This window comes from Mesorhizobium sp. M0060, assembly GCF_040323155.1.
Classification (GTDB): domain Bacteria; phylum Pseudomonadota; class Alphaproteobacteria; order Rhizobiales; family Rhizobiaceae; genus Mesorhizobium.
This window is the reverse complement of the sequence record NZ_JAMYUP010000018.1, coordinates 79,688-94,486: the sequence shown is the minus strand read 5'-3', so window position 1 is coordinate 94,486 and position 14,799 is coordinate 79,688. Positions and strand designations below refer to the sequence as shown.

Annotated in this window: 13 protein-coding genes; all 13 read right to left on the bottom strand. The window is 62.7% G+C overall.

Features of this window, described 5'->3' with window-relative positions:
• Positions 1-1,002, bottom strand: a complete 1,002-nt coding sequence (locus NKJ94_RS18910) for an ABC transporter permease (protein WP_352527028.1) — start codon at positions 1,000-1,002, stop codon at positions 1-3.
• The gene (locus NKJ94_RS18905) at positions 999-2,519 is read right to left on the bottom strand and encodes a sugar ABC transporter ATP-binding protein (protein WP_352527027.1); all 1,521 of its coding nucleotides are present in this window, start codon (positions 2,517-2,519) and stop codon (positions 999-1,001) included. Before NKJ94_RS18905 ends, NKJ94_RS18910 begins: the two co-directional genes overlap by 4 nt.
• A 107-nt stretch (positions 2,520-2,626) precedes the next feature.
• Entirely contained in the window at positions 2,627-3,220 is a 594-nt protein-coding gene (locus NKJ94_RS18900) for a substrate-binding domain-containing protein (RefSeq protein WP_352527026.1), read from the bottom strand.
• Positions 3,217-3,609: a substrate-binding domain-containing protein gene (locus tag NKJ94_RS18895; RefSeq protein ID WP_352527025.1), complete on the bottom strand. Its 393-nt coding sequence runs from the start codon at positions 3,607-3,609 to the stop codon at positions 3,217-3,219. The genes NKJ94_RS18900 and NKJ94_RS18895 overlap by 4 nt, the downstream gene beginning before the upstream one ends.
• A 32-nt stretch (positions 3,610-3,641) precedes the next feature.
• Entirely contained in the window at positions 3,642-4,418 is a 777-nt protein-coding gene (locus NKJ94_RS18890) for an SDR family oxidoreductase (RefSeq protein ID WP_352527024.1), read from the bottom strand.
• A gap of 5 nt (positions 4,419-4,423) precedes the next feature.
• A complete protein-coding gene (dgoD, locus tag NKJ94_RS18885) occupies positions 4,424-5,596 on the bottom strand; it encodes a galactonate dehydratase (RefSeq protein WP_352527023.1) in 1,173 nt (390 codons plus the stop codon).
• Positions 5,597-5,737: 141 nt separating this feature from the next.
• Positions 5,738-6,826, bottom strand: a complete 1,089-nt coding sequence (locus tag NKJ94_RS18880) for an ABC transporter ATP-binding protein (RefSeq protein ID WP_352527022.1) — start codon at positions 6,824-6,826, stop codon at positions 5,738-5,740.
• 7 nt (positions 6,827-6,833) lie between these two features.
• Complete coding sequence (locus tag NKJ94_RS18875; protein ID WP_352527021.1) at positions 6,834-7,886, bottom strand: carbohydrate ABC transporter permease; 1,053 nt, start codon at positions 7,884-7,886, stop codon at positions 6,834-6,836.
• Positions 7,883-8,902 carry a carbohydrate ABC transporter permease gene (locus NKJ94_RS18870; RefSeq protein WP_502896135.1) on the bottom strand — a complete coding sequence of 340 codons (1,020 nt, stop codon included), beginning with the start codon at positions 8,900-8,902 and terminating at the stop codon, positions 7,883-7,885. The genes NKJ94_RS18875 and NKJ94_RS18870 overlap by 4 nt, the downstream gene beginning before the upstream one ends.
• Positions 8,899-10,167, bottom strand: a complete 1,269-nt coding sequence (locus NKJ94_RS18865; RefSeq protein ID WP_352527020.1) for an ABC transporter substrate-binding protein — start codon at positions 10,165-10,167, stop codon at positions 8,899-8,901. The genes NKJ94_RS18870 and NKJ94_RS18865 overlap by 4 nt, the downstream gene beginning before the upstream one ends.
• 86 nt (positions 10,168-10,253) lie before the next feature.
• On the bottom strand, positions 10,254-12,773 hold the full coding sequence (locus NKJ94_RS18860) for a hypothetical protein (protein ID WP_502896136.1): 2,520 nt from the start codon (positions 12,771-12,773) through the stop codon (positions 10,254-10,256).
• Positions 12,770-13,603 (bottom strand): 5-dehydro-4-deoxy-D-glucuronate isomerase, encoded by an 834-nt coding sequence (gene kduI, locus NKJ94_RS18855; protein WP_352527019.1) that lies wholly within the window; start codon positions 13,601-13,603, stop codon positions 12,770-12,772. The genes NKJ94_RS18860 and kduI overlap by 4 nt, the downstream gene beginning before the upstream one ends.
• Positions 13,600-14,700, bottom strand: coding sequence for a beta-galactosidase BglB (gene bglB / locus NKJ94_RS18850; RefSeq protein WP_352527018.1), 1,101 nt, complete (start codon positions 14,698-14,700; stop codon positions 13,600-13,602). Before bglB ends, kduI begins: the two co-directional genes overlap by 4 nt.
• Positions 14,701-14,799 lie beyond the last annotated feature (99 nt).

Below are 14,799 nucleotides of genomic sequence, written 5' to 3'. Positions count from 1 at the left end.
TCATGTCCTGTTCAAGTGGTACTCGGCAATTACCACAGCAAGTATCAGCAGCGAGCCCTTGGCAAGCAACTGATAGAAGGTTGGCACGGACGTCAGTATCATTCCGTTGTTGAGCACGCCAATGATGGCGACGCCGAGGAGCGCGCCGACAATCGTGCCCTTCCCGCCCTGCAAGGCGCAGCCACCCAGCACGGCCGCCGTGATGGCCTCGAGCTCCAGGCCCTGGGATCCGGAAACGGGCTGCCCCGAGCCGGTACGAGCAGCAAGCAGAATCCCGGCCAATCCGGCCGCCACTCCACTCATGATGTAGATACCGACGCGGTAGCGGTTGATATTGATGCCAGAGAAGCGTGCGACAACGGGATTGCCGCCCAGAGCATAGATGTTGCGGCCAATGATCGAGCGCGCCAGGAAGAGATGGAACACGATCGCGGTCAGGAAAAGAATCCAGATCAGCAGAGGCAGGCCGAGGATTCGTCCGATCCCTATGAAGCGGAAAGTGTCGCTGAAAATCGCGATCGATTGCCCATCGGACATGATGAATGCGATGCCGCGGAAAATCGCCATCGTACCGAGTGTCGCGATGACTGCATTGACCCGCCCATAGGTGATGATGATGCCATTCACGAGACCGGCAAGACCGCCCAGAACCAGGCCGGCAAGAATACCGGCTGCGGGCGAGCCCGTCGACTGGATGGCCATTGCCGTCGATACAGTGGTCAGACCCACAATTGCGCCGACGGCGATATCAAGTCCGCCCGCGACAATGACCACGGTCTGGCTCATCGCCAGAACGCCCAGGATGGTGATGCCCAGGCCAATGTTCAGCAGGTTTCGGCTGGAGAAGAACACATCGCCTCTCAGGGTGCCGAAGATGAGCACGAGAATGGCGAGAGCAACAAGAAGGCTTATGTTGTGAATGCCGATGCGCTCTGCGATGCGCAAGGAAGCGCGCCTTTTGTCGGTTTGTGTTGTTGCTGTCCTAAGCTCAAGGCTGTTCACTGAATTTGTCCTCCGAGCGATGGTACAGATTGCGGCATGGCGTGTTTCAGGATCGTGGTCTCGTCGATGTCGGGGCGGGAAAGTTCGGCCGTGATCCGGCCTCCAGCCATGACGAGCACCCTGTCGGCTAGCCCGATCAGTTCGGGCATTTCCGAGGAAATCAGGATTATGCCGATGCCGCTGGCGGCGAGTTCATCGATCAGGCGATAGATTTCCGCCTTGGCGCCGATGTCGATGCCGCGGGTCGGTTCATCGAGGATGAGAAGCATCGGCTGCCGGGCAAGCCAGCGCGCGAGAACGACCTTCTGTTGATTTCCACCCGACAGCTTCGAAACCTGTTCGTCGAGGTTGGGCGCCTTGATCGACATTTTTGCTGCGAGCGGTGAGACAATCTCCAGCGCCTTTCGCCGGTTGAAGAAGCCGAAGGTCGACGTCTTGTCGGGCACGCAAAGCGATGCATTGTCAAGAATGCTTCGGAACAGCAGCAGGGCTTCGTGCTTGCGGTCTTCGGGGGCGAAGCCGATGCCCGCCACGATCGCTGCATGCGGACTGTTGGGGCCAACGGGCACGCCATTCATCGCTATGGTTCCGCCGAGGCGCCGATCATAGCCGACAATCGCCTTTGCCAATTCGGATCGCCCCGCCCCCATAAGGCCGGCGATGCCGAGCACCTCGCCGCGGCGGATCTTGAGGCTCACATCGGTGACGCGGTCGGTGGTCAGGCCCGCCACGTCCAGCAACAGTTTTCCCGATTGCCACGTCTCGCGCGTAAACAGATCGGCAATGTCGCGGCCGACCATAAGCTTGGCTATGGTTTGCTCGCTAGCACCTGCCGCCGGGGAATCGTCGACCAGCCGGCCATCCCGCAAAACGACAATGCGATCCGCAAGGTCGATGATCTCGTTCAGCCTGTGAGAGATGTAGACGATCGAAGTGCCTTCTTCGCGCAGCCGGCGTATTACTGAAAACAGACGGCGCGCTTCGTCGTCGGTCAGTGACGAGGTCGGCTCGTCGAATGCGATCAGCCGGCCGCCGGCACGTATGGCGCGCATGATTTCGATCATCTGACGTTGCGCCGGACCGAGCGTGCTGCAGAGTTGCCGCGGCCGCATATCCTGTTGCATGCCGAAGGTCGCAAGCACCCGGTCGGTCTGCTCCTCGAGCCTGTGCCAGTCGAGCAGGACGCCTGCCAACCGCGGCAGTTCCCCAACGAAAATGTTCTCGGCCACCGTCAGGTTCGGAACGATCTCCGGCTCCTGATGGATGACGCGTATTCCGGCTCTGTGGCTGTCGCGCGGCTCGCCGAAAACGATCGGCGTGGAACCGTGCAGCACGGTGCCGGTGTCCGGTGCGAACACGCCCTCGAGAATTCGCATCATCGTCGATTTGCCAGCCCCATTCTCGCCAACCAGGGCAAGCACCTCCCCCGGCCGAAAAGCAATCGAGACGTTGTCGAGCGCCTGCACGACGCCGAAGCGCTTCGATATCCTATCGAGCGAGAAGAAATCCGATTGCATCAAAGCTCACTCCCGAGGATCGATCCCGTGTCGGTGGCGTGTGCCCGCTGACGAACTGCCGGCCCAAAGAGCGTCATGCGCCCTGCGGCGCATGACGCATAGCCGGTTCAGTGGCAGAGCTTGGCTTTGTAGTCCGACGCAAAATTGTCGGCGGTGATGTATTCCGGGTCGGTGAAGGACTGAACGGGTAGCTTCGTTCCATCCTTGATGGAGGCCAACAAGATCTTCACCGCCAGTGCGCCGTAATTTGCCGAATTGAGCCACATCGTGCCACGGAATGCCGAAGGCTTCCCTGATCCGAAGGCGTCGCAGGCGCGGCTCCCGTCGATGCCTATCCCCATGCCCTGGTCTGCGGTATAGCCGGCATTCTCCAGTGCTCGCGCACCACCCAGCACGCCATCATCGTTGCATGAGTAGAATATCCAGTTCGTGACGCTGGGATTGGCCGTCAACGTGGTGGTCATCACGTCGATGGCGTTGACCATAGTGTTGTCGTAGGGGACGCGCACGATATTCCCCGGCTTGAAATCGGGCACCGCCTTCAGGAACGCTTCTTCCGCGCCCTTGTTGCGCTGCATGCAGGTATCCGCCTTGCGGTCCTCGATCGAGGCGATGCGCACCTCTTTGCCCGCCCAGCCGTCGGCCTTGTAGAGCTTGGCAAGCTCTTCGCCCACCCGCGCGCCGATGTTGTACGCATTCATTCCGACATAGGGGACCTGGTGCCATCCTGGTAGTAGATGTCGTCGTCGACCGCCACCAAGGGAATTTTTGCGGCCTTTGCCTTTTCCGCGATGACCGGTCCCAGTGCCTTGTCTGGGACGACGATCGCGATGCCTTTCACACCATCGCCGACCATCGTATCAAAGGTCGTGATCGTCAAATTGGCATCGAACTGGACGTCCTGCGACACGAACGCGGCCCCTGCCGCCTCAGCCGCTTTCTTGGCGCCGCCAACTTCGGCGACAAACCATGGATGGTCACCCATCTTGTTGATGTAGCCGATCTTGATGTCTTCCGCGCTTGCTGCGCCACTCATCAGTCCGGCAGCCAGTATCGCAAATGTCGCCAAAGCCTTTGTTGTGGTTTTCATGAAGATCCTCCCTGAGAGCTCTATGGTGGTTGCTAGTCGTGGTAGAGAACCGAGCGCCCACCATCGATGGTGATCGTCTCGGCATTTATGAACGGCGCTTCGTCCGAAGCGAGGAAAACCGCCGTCATTGCAACCTCGTCCGGCCGGCCAATGCGCTTGGGCGGATGGAGGTCGTAGGCTCGCCGCTTCTCCTCGGCGGGGTTCGGGAATGTGTTCCAATAGGCTTCCGCGATCGGCGTCTCGATATAGCCGGGTGCTATCGCGTTCACCCGGATACCGCGCGCGGCATATTCGATGGCGAGCGAGCGGGTGAGACCCACAAGCGCATGCTTGGCGACCGGATACGGGAAGGTATGGGGAATGATCTGGAAAGCGTGACAGCTTGCTATGTTGACGATAGACCCCGAGCCGTTCGCCAGCATGTTCGGCAAAACCGCCTTGGCGCAGAACCACGCGGCCTGGAGGTCGAGCTTGAGACAGCGCTCCCATTCCTCATCCGGCATCAGCAATGGTTCGTAGAAGACGTTGGCACCGGCATTGTTGACGAGAACGTCGACGCCGCCATAGGTCGTGATCGTCCGGGCGACCATGTCGGCGACCGCGGATGCGTCTGTGACGTCCGTCTCGATGAACAGGGCGTCGGCGCCTTTGGCACGCAATTCGTCGGCGATCGCTTTCCCGCTTGCCGCATTCAGTTCGGCAATAACGGTCTTTGCCCCATGCATCGCAAAGGCGCGGGCGGTGGCGGCACCGATGCCCTGGCCCGCTCCCGTGACGATTGCGATCTTTCCTTGCAGCCGGCCTGCCATTGCATTCACCAGTCGACCACGGTGCCGTCCGGCATGACGGCGTTGCGGGCATGCAGCACTTCCTGCTTGAAGGGGTGACGCGCGATGACGTCTTCATTGACGGTGACGCCAAGGCCCGGCAGTTCGGGCAGGTTCCAGCGGCCCGGTTTACGCTGAATTGGCCAGGTAACGACGTCGTCGTACCAGGCGACGGCACCGGACATCTCCTCCTGAATGACGACGTTTGGCGTCGATATGCCGAAGTGAAGAGCAGCCACACCGGCGATCGGACCGAGCGGGTTGTGCGGCGCAAGGCCGATACCCGCGGTTTCCGCCATAGCCGCGATCTTCTTTGTCTCGAGCAGACCACCAGTGTGGCAGATATCAGGCTGGGCAATGTTGAAGGCACGGGCTGCGATCGAGTGCGTGAATTCGCGACGTCCGATCAGCCGCTCGCCGGAAGCGATCGGCACAGCCGATCGCGCCGTGATATGCGCCAGTCCGGCAACATCTTCGGGCGGCACGGGTTCTTCCGCGAACATGATGCGGGCCGGCTCGATTGCCCTGAGGTAGTCCATCGCCGCGTTAACGGACGCAGGGCGTCCATGGAAATCGACCATGATGTCGATGTCCGGACCTATGGCCTCGCGAAGTGAGCCAACCATGTTGGCAACAGAATCGACTGCCTTCGCAGGCGATACGTAGTGGGTATAAGGGATGCAGACGACCTTGACCGCGTCGTAGCCTGCTTGCGTCACGATGCGTCCGCGTTCCACGATCGCGTCCGCGGATCCGGTCTCATAGACCGCTTTCATGTCTCCGAGGCCAAGATGCGTGTAGGTGCGCAGATAGTCGCGGACCTGGCCGCCCAGAAGGCGCCAGACGGGGACGCCCAATGATTTGCCCAGGATGTCCCAGAGCGCGATCTCAATGCCGCTGACGGCAGACATTCCCTCGACGCCAAGACGCCAAAATCCGTGGCGCGTAAGTATCTGGTAGCACTGCTCCACGTTGCGCGGATCTTGCCCGATGAGCAGTGCCTCAAGGTCCTGAAGCGCTCCAACGACGGCTCGGGTCTTCCATTCCAGTGTTGCCTCACCCCAGCCAAACAGTCCGGGCTCGTCGGTTTCGACCCGAACGAAGACCCAGTTGCGCATTTCCGCATTGCAGACGCGCGCCTTGATGGCCGTGATTTTCATTGGTCCTCCCGACTTGCCGTCTTTTTTCACGGCAATATGTATGATTTATTATGGATAATATGGACGAGTCAAGCGCAACGTCAATGTGGACAGCAGCGTCAGGAAAACTGGCCCTTGGGAGTGTCGCGCCGATGCCACCGGCTAACGCGGTGCGACGCGCAGCCCGGCGGCATCGAAGAGATGCATGCGCTCCGGCGGCAGAGCGAGGCTGATCGGCGGGCCTTGCGTTTCAACGCCCTGCTGCTTGAGAACGGCGATCAGCTTGCTGTCGCCGGCGATGGTGGCGTGGACAACGGTTTCCGGTCCCAACGCCTCGGCAAGCGTTACCCGCGCTTCCACCGATCCCTTGCTGCCGTCGGAAAGTTCGATGTCGTGTGGCCGGATGCCAAGCGTCGCGTCGTCTCCCGGTTTCAGCGCGACCCCGTCAGCCGCGACCGAGGCCGACAGCCCGCCCGGACCTTCGACATGCACTTCGGCGGCGTTTACCGAACGCACCTTCACCGGCAGCAGGTTCATCCGCGGCGCGCCGATGAAGCCGGCGACGAACAGGTTGGCCGGCGCGTTGTAGAGATCGAGCGGCCGGCCGACCTGCTCGATCCGCCCCGAGCGCATTACCACGATGCGGTCCGCCAGCGTCATCGCTTCGATCTGGTCATGGGTGACGTAGATCATCGTGGTTGCCAGCCGCTTGTGCAGGGCCGCCAGTTCAGCGCGCATGCTGATTCGCAGTTCGGCATCGAGGTTGGACAGCGGTTCATCGAGTAGAAAGGCGGTCGGATTGCGCACCACCGCACGGCCGATCGCCACGCGCTGCTTCTGGCCGCCCGACAATTGACCGGGCCGGCGGTCGAGATAGGGAGCAATTTCCAGCATGCGCGTCGCCTCCGTGATCCGCGCGTCGATCTCGGCTTTCGGCATACGGATGTTTTCGAGCCCGAAGGCGAGGTTCTGGCGCACACTCATGTGCGGGTAGAGCGCATAAGACTGGAACACCATCGCCAGACCGCGCTGCGCGGCCGAAACATTGGTGACGTCGACCCCGTCGATCTCGATCTTGCCATCGGTCGGCCGATCGAGCCCGGCAATCAACCGCAGCAGCGTGGACTTGCCGCAACCCGACGGGCCGACGAGGACCAACATCTCGCCGTCGCCGACGTCGAGATTGATGCCGTGCAAGATCTTCATCTTGCCGAAAGCGCGATCGATGTTGGTCAGCGTTATCCGTCCCATGGCGTCCTCACTTCAGCCCGGTGCCGGCAATGCCGGAAGTGATGTAACGCTGCAGGAAGACGAAGACGAGGACGACGGGAATCATCGTCACCACGGTCATCGCCAGGATGTAGTGCCACTGCACGTTGAGCTGGCCGGCATAGGTATTGAGGCCGACCTGGAGTGTGTAGAGCTCCTTGCGCGACAGCACCACCAGCGGCCACAGAAAGTCGTTCCAGCGCCAGACGACCGAGAAGATCGCCAGCACCGCGAGCGCCGGTGCTGCAAGCGGCAACACGATGCGCCAGTAGATCTGCCATTCGGAAGCGTTGTCCATGCGCGCCGCATCGAGCAGCTCATCCGGAATGGTCAGCATGTATTGGCGCAGCAGGAAGACGCCGGTCGGCGTCGCTACGGTCGGCAAGATCACGCCCCAGAGCGAATCGAGCAGCCCGACGGCGCCCACCACCGAATAGAGCGGCACCAGGATTACCGACAGCGGCACCATCAGCGTACCGACGATCACAAGCATCGTCAGATCGCGGCCGCGGAACTTGTATTTCGACAAAGCGAAGGCGGCCATCGAATTGGTGAGCAGCGTGATCAGCGTCGCCATAGCGGTTACAAAAACCGAATTGCGCAGATAGCGCAGGAAGTCGAAATGGACGAAGGGCCCGGTGTAGTTCTCCGTCGCGAAGCCGATTTCGCGCACCGGCTGCCGGTCGGCGATGTTGACCTTCACGATATCGTTCGGCGCCTGTGGGTCCACCATCTGCGCCACGATGCCGATGCGGCGCACCTCGGCCAGCACCTTGGTCGAACCATCCGGCAGCTTCACTCTGTAGAGGGTCAGCGGCTTGTCGTAGCCTTCGACCCTCGCCTGTTGGCTGACATAAGGCATTATGGTCGGCGGGAACTCGGCGAGCTGTGCCGGTGTCTTGAACGACGAACCCACCAGCCAGACGGCCGGACCGAACATGATGACAACGCCGCCGAGCAGCCACAACCAGCTCACGATATCCGTCCAGTGCCAGCCGCGACCGCCGCGCCGGCGGGTCAGGAATGTCATGACCCCGCTCATTCGCGCGCCTCTTTCCGCTCACCCCGGCGTCCGACCTGCAGCTGAAGCAAGGTGAGCACGACCAGCACCAACCCCATCAGGATCGAAGCCGCCGAAGCCAGCCCCGGATTGCGCAGCAGGGAGGCGAAGCCGATCTCATAGATGTACTGCGTGATATAGAGGGTCGAGGTTCCTGGCCCTCCACCCGTCAGCACATAGACTTCGTCGAAGATCTGCACGGCGCGGATCAGCGCCAGCACGATGACGACAAGCAGGTTCGGCATCAGCAGCGGCAGCGTGATGCGCCAGAACACCCGCGCCGGCTTCGTGCCGTCCATCTCGGCCGCCTCGTAAAGGTCGCGCGGGATCGCCTGCAATCCGGCAAGCAGGATGAGCGTATAGAAGCCCATATGTGCCCAGACCGAAACCCCGACGGCGGCGGTGAAAGCCCAGAAACGGTCGGTCAGCCAGTTGTGCGGCTCGCCGCCCAGATCATGGACGATCAGGTTCAGCAGGCCCTGGCGTTGCAGGATCCAGCGCCAGATCAGGCCGGTGACGACGGGCGACAGCAGCACCGGAAAGAAGAACACCGCGCGCCAGAAACTGCGCCCCACGATCTCGCGGTTGAGGATCAGCGCGGTCGCCATCGACACGACCGTCATCAGCGCCACCTGCACGACGACGAACAGGCCCGTATTGTGCACGGCCTTCCAGAAGAGATCCTCGTGGCAAGTGGCAGTATCCAGGTAGCTGCCGCAATCGAGCAGGCGCCGATATTGCTCCAGCCCCACATAGGTTCGGTCCTGCAGGAAGTAGGCCGTTCCTGACGTGGCCGAATAGAAGAAGTTGATGACCAGCGGCACCAGCACGAAAATGCCGAAGATCGCCATGTTTGGGGCGAGGAAGAAGGCGGCCATGCCGCCGGTGCCCGTCGCGCGCTGCCAGAACTTGAGCGGCACGTTGACGATCGACGCCAGCCAGACGACCGGCGCCGCCAGAGCGGCGCCAGTCCATGCCAGTGTCGCGGCGGCGGTCACTTCGCCTCGGCAACCTTGTCGGCGATATCCTGGTCGATCCTGCCCCAGGCATCGTCGAGGCTGAGTTCGCCGGCCATCACCTGGCTGACGCGCGTCACCAGCGCGGCGAAATAAGCGTTGGCCCACTTCCACGGCGGCAGCGCATCGGCCGCCGGCAGGGTTTCACCCGCCGCCTTGACGAACTTGTCGAGCGCCGGACCGACATTCTTGTCGGCCGAATCCCATTTCAGTCCGCCCTTCTCGACGATGCCCTTGTGCGCGGGCAGAAACAGCGTGCGTTCGCTGAACTCTTTCACCACGTCTTCGCGGGCCAGATAATCCATGACCTTGGCGACGTCCTTGGGGTTCTTCGTGTATTTGATGGCGACCAGCGCCGCGCCGCCTTTCACGCCCGAACAGCCTGCGGGGCCGCAGGGCGAGCCGGTCGCCACCCAGTCGAAACTGTCGCCGATCTTGGTCGACAGATTGGCGACCTGCCAGCTGCCCGAATAATAGAACGGGATCTGGGCGTTGATGAAGTCGTCGGCGGCCGCGCGGTAGGTCGAGCCTGCCGCCGACACCCAGGTATCCTTCAGCATCAGACCCTTGGAGGTCCAGTCGACGAGCTTGCCGACGAATGCCTTGGTGCCGTCGTCCACTTTCGCCGGCGTGCCATCGGGTCCGATGTAGTTCGCCCCGAAGGAGACATTCGGACCCGAAATGCGGTGGCCGGAGCGGTCGATCGCGAAGGCCGCCGGAAGCTGCTGACTCTTCGCCACCTCGGCGGCGGCGTTGACCCAGTCGTCCCAGGTCGCCTTGTCGCCGGGCAGCGGCACGCCGGCCTGTTCGAACAGCGTCTTGTTGGCGAAGCCGCCGGTGAGCGTGAGCTGGGTCATGAACCCTGGGATGGCGTTGGAGCCGTCGGGGCGCATCCAGTCCAGCGTGTCACTGAAATTGTCCTCCCAATATTTCGGGTCGGCCACCAACGGCCTGAGATCGAGCCAGTGCTGGGCGAGCTCCTTGATGTTTGTGACGCGGGCGATGTCCGGGCCCTGGCCAGCTTCGAGCTGGATGGGCAGCTGCTCCTGGATCACCTTGTAGGCGACATTGTCGAGCGTGACGTGGATATCGGGATTGTCCTTCATGAAACGGTTCAGAATGTCCTGGATGACATCGCCTTCGACACCGTCCGAATACCACATGATGCGCACGTCGCCGGCAAACGCGCTGGTCGATGCGAGCAGGCTGACCGATAACGCGGCCAGCAAAGTGCGGGTCTTATTCATGCTTCGTCTCCTCCTTTATCCGGGGCAGCGCCCGATGATTCAAGCTGCCACGCCCTCTCCTCTTGAGGGTCGCAGCCGATTCCTCCCTACTCTTTGCGTTTCATGCGCTTCGCCTCACCGCGCACGATCCAGTTGGCCGGATCGAGTGTACGTCCCTCAGCCACGATCCTTGCGTCGGCGAGGAAGCGCACCGTGCCGTACTCCGGATCCTCGACGATCAACTCGCCGTCAGGGCCGGACCGCACCGACAGGCCCCCAAAAGCGGCAGCCCAAGCATCGAGCGCCGGCAGATTGGCATCCCGGTCACCGAGGCGAACGATCCATGTCGTCCTACGTCCCGCCGCCCGCAACTCATTGCCGGCCGTCGGGCCCGCCTCGACCCGCGTGAGCGGCACATCCGTCTTCAGCAAGACGAAGGCGTCGCCGGATTGCCCAGACGCCCGATCGCGATCCACTTGCACGGCATCGAAGGCACTTGCCGGGAACCAGGCGTGCGTGAAGTCGGGCTGTTCATCCGAGCAGGAGAAGCTGACGAGGGCGAGGTCGCGGTATTGGTGAACCCGGGGCAAAGTGCCTGAGCCGCCCCAGTAAGACGGCCTGCCATACCCCGACTGCAGCACCTCGCCCGGGTGGTTGATCCAGATCTGCGCATCCGGATTCTTGCCCAGCCGGGCGTGAATGACTGTCTCCTGATAACCCCAGTGGTTCCAGCGATAGCCGGCGGCGCTGCCCATTGCATGGTCACGCGTCTTGTAATGGTAGAGCCGCGCGAAGCGGTCCTGTCCCTGCGCGAAAGTCCATTCCCACGCCGTATCGTCGGTGAGGGAAGCAACTGCCGCCAACCCGTCCGGAACGCTCAAGCCGTGGTCCCGCAGGCAGAGTGCGAGCTGCGGCAGCGCGTGAAAGCGCATGCCGTAATTGCCCTTGCCCCAGAGCATGCGGCAGATGCCCGATAGCTCCAGGGAACGCGCCGCGCGTAGCGTGTGCTCATAAGAGCGGCCCTGCGCCCCGGTGAGAATGCCGCGATGGGCCGAGCGGGCGACGATTTCAAGCAGGCGTATGATTGCTTTGCCGGCACGTTCGGCGATGTCCTTGTCCGGGGCCAGCGCGTAGAGCGCACACAAGCCCTTGAGGTCGATCGGGAAATAGGGCGCCGAGTTGAACTCGGCCACCTCCCATGCCTCGAAATGGTCGAGCCAGGCCCGCACCCGCGCGGCTCCAACTGCGGACTGCTCGCGGCCAAGGCGGCCCGATCGCACGAAGCGTGCGTCAGCCAACAGGCCACCGGCAATATAGGCGGCGGTGTGGAAGAGCAGCGCGTGGTTCTCGGAGAAGTACCACTGCACATCGTTGCCGGGCTCGTCCATCCAGTAGCGATAGCCGAGAATGGCGTTGTCGACGCGCGCGCGCAGGCTCACTTCCAGCCGATCGCCATAGGCCTTGCGGCACCACAGCAGCGGCACCAGGATGAAGTCGGCGCAATCGTGACAATCCTCGATCGCCGGCAGCGTGCCGGAGATCATGGCGTCGGTCTCGGCGCCCTCCTGCCCGATCGCCAGGCGCGCCAGCGCGCGTACTGTGTCAGCCTCGGCGTGACCGGCGACCTCGCGCAGGGCTTCATCGATACGCGCCGCAAGCGTTTCCGGTGCCTCGCCCTGACGGCGCGCGTGGCAGATCTCGACGCCGAAGACACGCGATACGGAATAGCCTGCGACCGTCAGCGTCACCTTGAAATGGCGAAAGTCGGCCGGCAGTTGCTCGGTATCGGCGATCGGCAGGCGCGTCTGGCCCGCCGGCAGATCGAAGGCGAAGCGCACCGGCGCCTCGATCGACATGAAATCGCCCTCGATCTCGACCTCGATTTGCGCGTCGCACGGCAGGGCCACTCCGGTGACCAGCGCCACCTCGCCGCCGTCATAGGCGGGCCGCTCGAAATGCATATCGTCGAGAGCCGCCTCCATCGCGCTGGCGACACCGCCCGCCACCTCGACCGGCAGTGCGACCGAAGCAGCCGGACCCGACAGATAATCGAGCTGGAAATAATAGCGGGCATCGCGCTCGGCGAGGTCGTCGAACCATATGCGAATGTCGTTGCGGCCGGCCTTCAGCGCGATCTTGAAATCCTCAGCACTTTCCAGATTGCGGCCGTAGGGCGCCATCCAGCCGGCTTCCTCGCCATTGGCAAAGAGCATGGCGCCGCCGCATGTGCGCAGCCGCACCAGCGCCTCGCCAGTCGAGGCCGCCTCGATGGTGGTTTCGGCCCAGGTTCCAAGCACCGTCGGCCGGAACCAGAAGCCCGACAGGTCGACGCGGGGCGAGGCGAAGGGCAGCCAGACGCGCTCGGCGCCGAATTCGGCGCTGACCTGAGGTCGCTTGCCGCGGCGTTCCGCCGCGAACTGCGTGCGGCATGGATATTCATGCGGAATGAAATTCTTGTGCTTGGTCAGGAAGAAGAAGGGATCCATCTCGCCTTGCATGGGCTGGTCGGCCACGTCGTAGCGTTGCTCGGGGATAGACCCCAGTCGCCAGTAGACGATTGGCTGCCCCGCCATGAGCGGCCGGCGCAGCGTAAAGTCGGTCTGAATGCTTTGCGAGGCCTCGCTCATCGCAAATCCTTCACGGCAACCGGATCGACATCGGTGTAGGCTTGGTTCTCGCCGGTCATGCCCCAGACGAAGGCATAGGGGCCGGTTCCTGCGCCCATGTGGATAGACCAGGCAGGCGACAGGACGACGTCACCGTCGGCGACCATCAGGTGGCGCGTATTGTCCGGCCGGCCCATCAGATGGACCACACGGTCGGCCTTGGCGAGGTCGAAGTAGCAATAAGCTTCCATGCGCCGCTCGTGCAGATGCGGCGGCATGGTGTTCCACACACTGCCCGGTGCGAGGTCGGTGATCCCCATCAGCAAGAGGCAGGACGGGGCCACTTCGGGATGGATGTACATGCGCAGCGTGCGCCTGTTCGCGCGAGCCTCCTCGCCGAGCACAAGCGGCTTGGCTTCGCTGCTGACGATGAGACGATGCGCAATATCAGCGCCGGCCGGAACCGAGTTCATGTAGAAATGTGCCGGCCTCTCCGGATCGTCGCTCTCCAGCATCACCTCGCGTGCTCCGCGTCCGACATAGACGATGTCGCGGTTAGCCACGGGAAAGCGCCTGCCGTCCACCGCGACTGCGCCATTGCCGCCGAGATTGGCGATGCCCATCTCGCGCGCGTCAAAGAAGAGCGGGGTGCCGACTTCGGCCCCGTTACCGAATGTCAGCGGGTTGGCCAGCGGCAGCGCGCCACCGACGATCATGCGGTCGACATGGGTGTAGACGAATTCTATCGCGCCAGGCCGGAACAGGCCGTCGACCAGGAACTCGGCCCTCAGCCGGTCCGTGTCCATGCCGGCAATGTCGGCCGGCGACGCGCCGTAGAGCGTCCGCATCATGCCGCCTCCACCTTCGCCTGCAGACGCCGCGCCCCTTCGGTCAGGCATAGAATGGCCAACGCCTGCCCGTAGCCCGTCGGATGGATCGGTATGTCGCGGTAGAACTGCAGGTCGGGGCCCATGCGTGTGCCATAGGACACGTTCGCCACCACACCTTTGTCATCGATGTTGGCCACCACAGCTTCCAAGGCGCGGAGACCGGCGGCACGGCACTCTGTCGAACCGATTCCGAGCCGCGCGGCCTTCATCAAGCCGTAGCCGAAACCGGCCGTGGCAGAAATCTCTTCGTAGGAAGTCGGGTCGTCGAGCAGAGTATGCCATGCGCCCGAACCTGCCTGCACCTCGAGCAGGGCCTTGATCTGCGTCTCCAGCACGCCGAGCAGATAGGCCCGAACCGAAGGCGCAATTTCGGCGAACTCCACCAGATCGAGGATACCCACGGTGATCCAGGCATTGCCTCTCGCCCAAAGGGCGCGGGCGAAATTGTGCCGGCCCGCGAACGTCCAGCCGTGAAACCACAGCCCGGATGCCGGATCGGCGAGATAACGGGCGTGGACCAGGAATTGCCGTTCCGCTTCCTCGACGAAGCGACGCTGGCCGGCAGCCTGGCCGTAGGATGCGAGGAACAGCGCCACCATGAACAGCGTATCGTCCCACAATTCGTCGTCGTTGACCCGGTCCGAAACATCGTGCTGGAAACCGCCTTCGGGCGTCCGCGGCAAGCCGGTGACCACCCGCTCGGCCCATTCGCGCAAGACCGGCTCAAAGCGCGGCTGGCGCCGGCGCCGCCACAATTCGCTTAGCGCCAGCAGAGGTGCGGTGGTGTTGACGTTCAACGCCGGGAGACCGGCAGCGATGCGTCGGTCGTACCAGGCCTCGATCGTCTGCAGCAGCCGATCATCACCGGTCAGCGCCCACAGCCGGACCAGCCCGTAGAGCCCGACGCCCTGCGGCCATTCCCAACTGTCGAAGCTGACGTAGTCGCCCGCCGTCCCGTCGAGATTCGGCTCGTGGAACCGCCCGTCATGGCGCAAGCCGGTCATGCCGGCCACGAGGCTGGCAAGCGCGGAATTCAGGCGTTCGGCCGACAGCGGCATCACTCCTCCCGTTTCTCCCGCTTCAACAGAACTGTTTCACAGGCATTTTTCTTGCGCAATCTGAAAATTTTTTGCATTAACCTAGGTGACTTTGTCGGA

What these genes read in the sequence shown, in the direction of transcription:
- NKJ94_RS18895 (WP_352527025.1), bottom strand. Translation starts at nt 3,609, where the DNA reads ATGAAAACCACAACAAAGGCTTTGGCGACATTTGCGATACTGGCTGCC.
- NKJ94_RS18905 (WP_352527027.1), bottom strand. Translation starts at nt 2,519, where the DNA reads ATGCAATCGGATTTCTTCTCGCTCGATAGGATATCGAAGCGCTTCGGC.
- dgoD (WP_352527023.1), bottom strand. Translation starts at nt 5,596, where the DNA reads ATGAAAATCACGGCCATCAAGGCGCGCGTCTGCAATGCGGAAATGCGC.
- NKJ94_RS18890 (WP_352527024.1), bottom strand. Translation starts at nt 4,418, where the DNA reads ATGGCAGGCCGGCTGCAAGGAAAGATCGCAATCGTCACGGGAGCGGGC.
- NKJ94_RS18880 (WP_352527022.1), bottom strand. Translation starts at nt 6,826, where the DNA reads ATGGGACGGATAACGCTGACCAACATCGATCGCGCTTTCGGCAAGATG.
- kduI (WP_352527019.1), bottom strand. Translation starts at nt 13,603, where the DNA reads ATGATGCGGACGCTCTACGGCGCGTCGCCGGCCGACATTGCCGGCATG.
- NKJ94_RS18875 (WP_352527021.1), bottom strand. Translation starts at nt 7,886, where the DNA reads ATGAGCGGGGTCATGACATTCCTGACCCGCCGGCGCGGCGGTCGCGGC.
- NKJ94_RS18900 (WP_352527026.1), bottom strand. Translation starts at nt 3,220, where the DNA reads ATGAATGCGTACAACATCGGCGCGCGGGTGGGCGAAGAGCTTGCCAAG.
- NKJ94_RS18865 (WP_352527020.1), bottom strand. Translation starts at nt 10,167, where the DNA reads ATGAATAAGACCCGCACTTTGCTGGCCGCGTTATCGGTCAGCCTGCTC.
- bglB (WP_352527018.1), bottom strand. Translation starts at nt 14,700, where the DNA reads ATGCCGCTGTCGGCCGAACGCCTGAATTCCGCGCTTGCCAGCCTCGTG.
- NKJ94_RS18860 (WP_502896136.1), bottom strand. Translation starts at nt 12,773, where the DNA reads ATGAGCGAGGCCTCGCAAAGCATTCAGACCGACTTTACGCTGCGCCGG.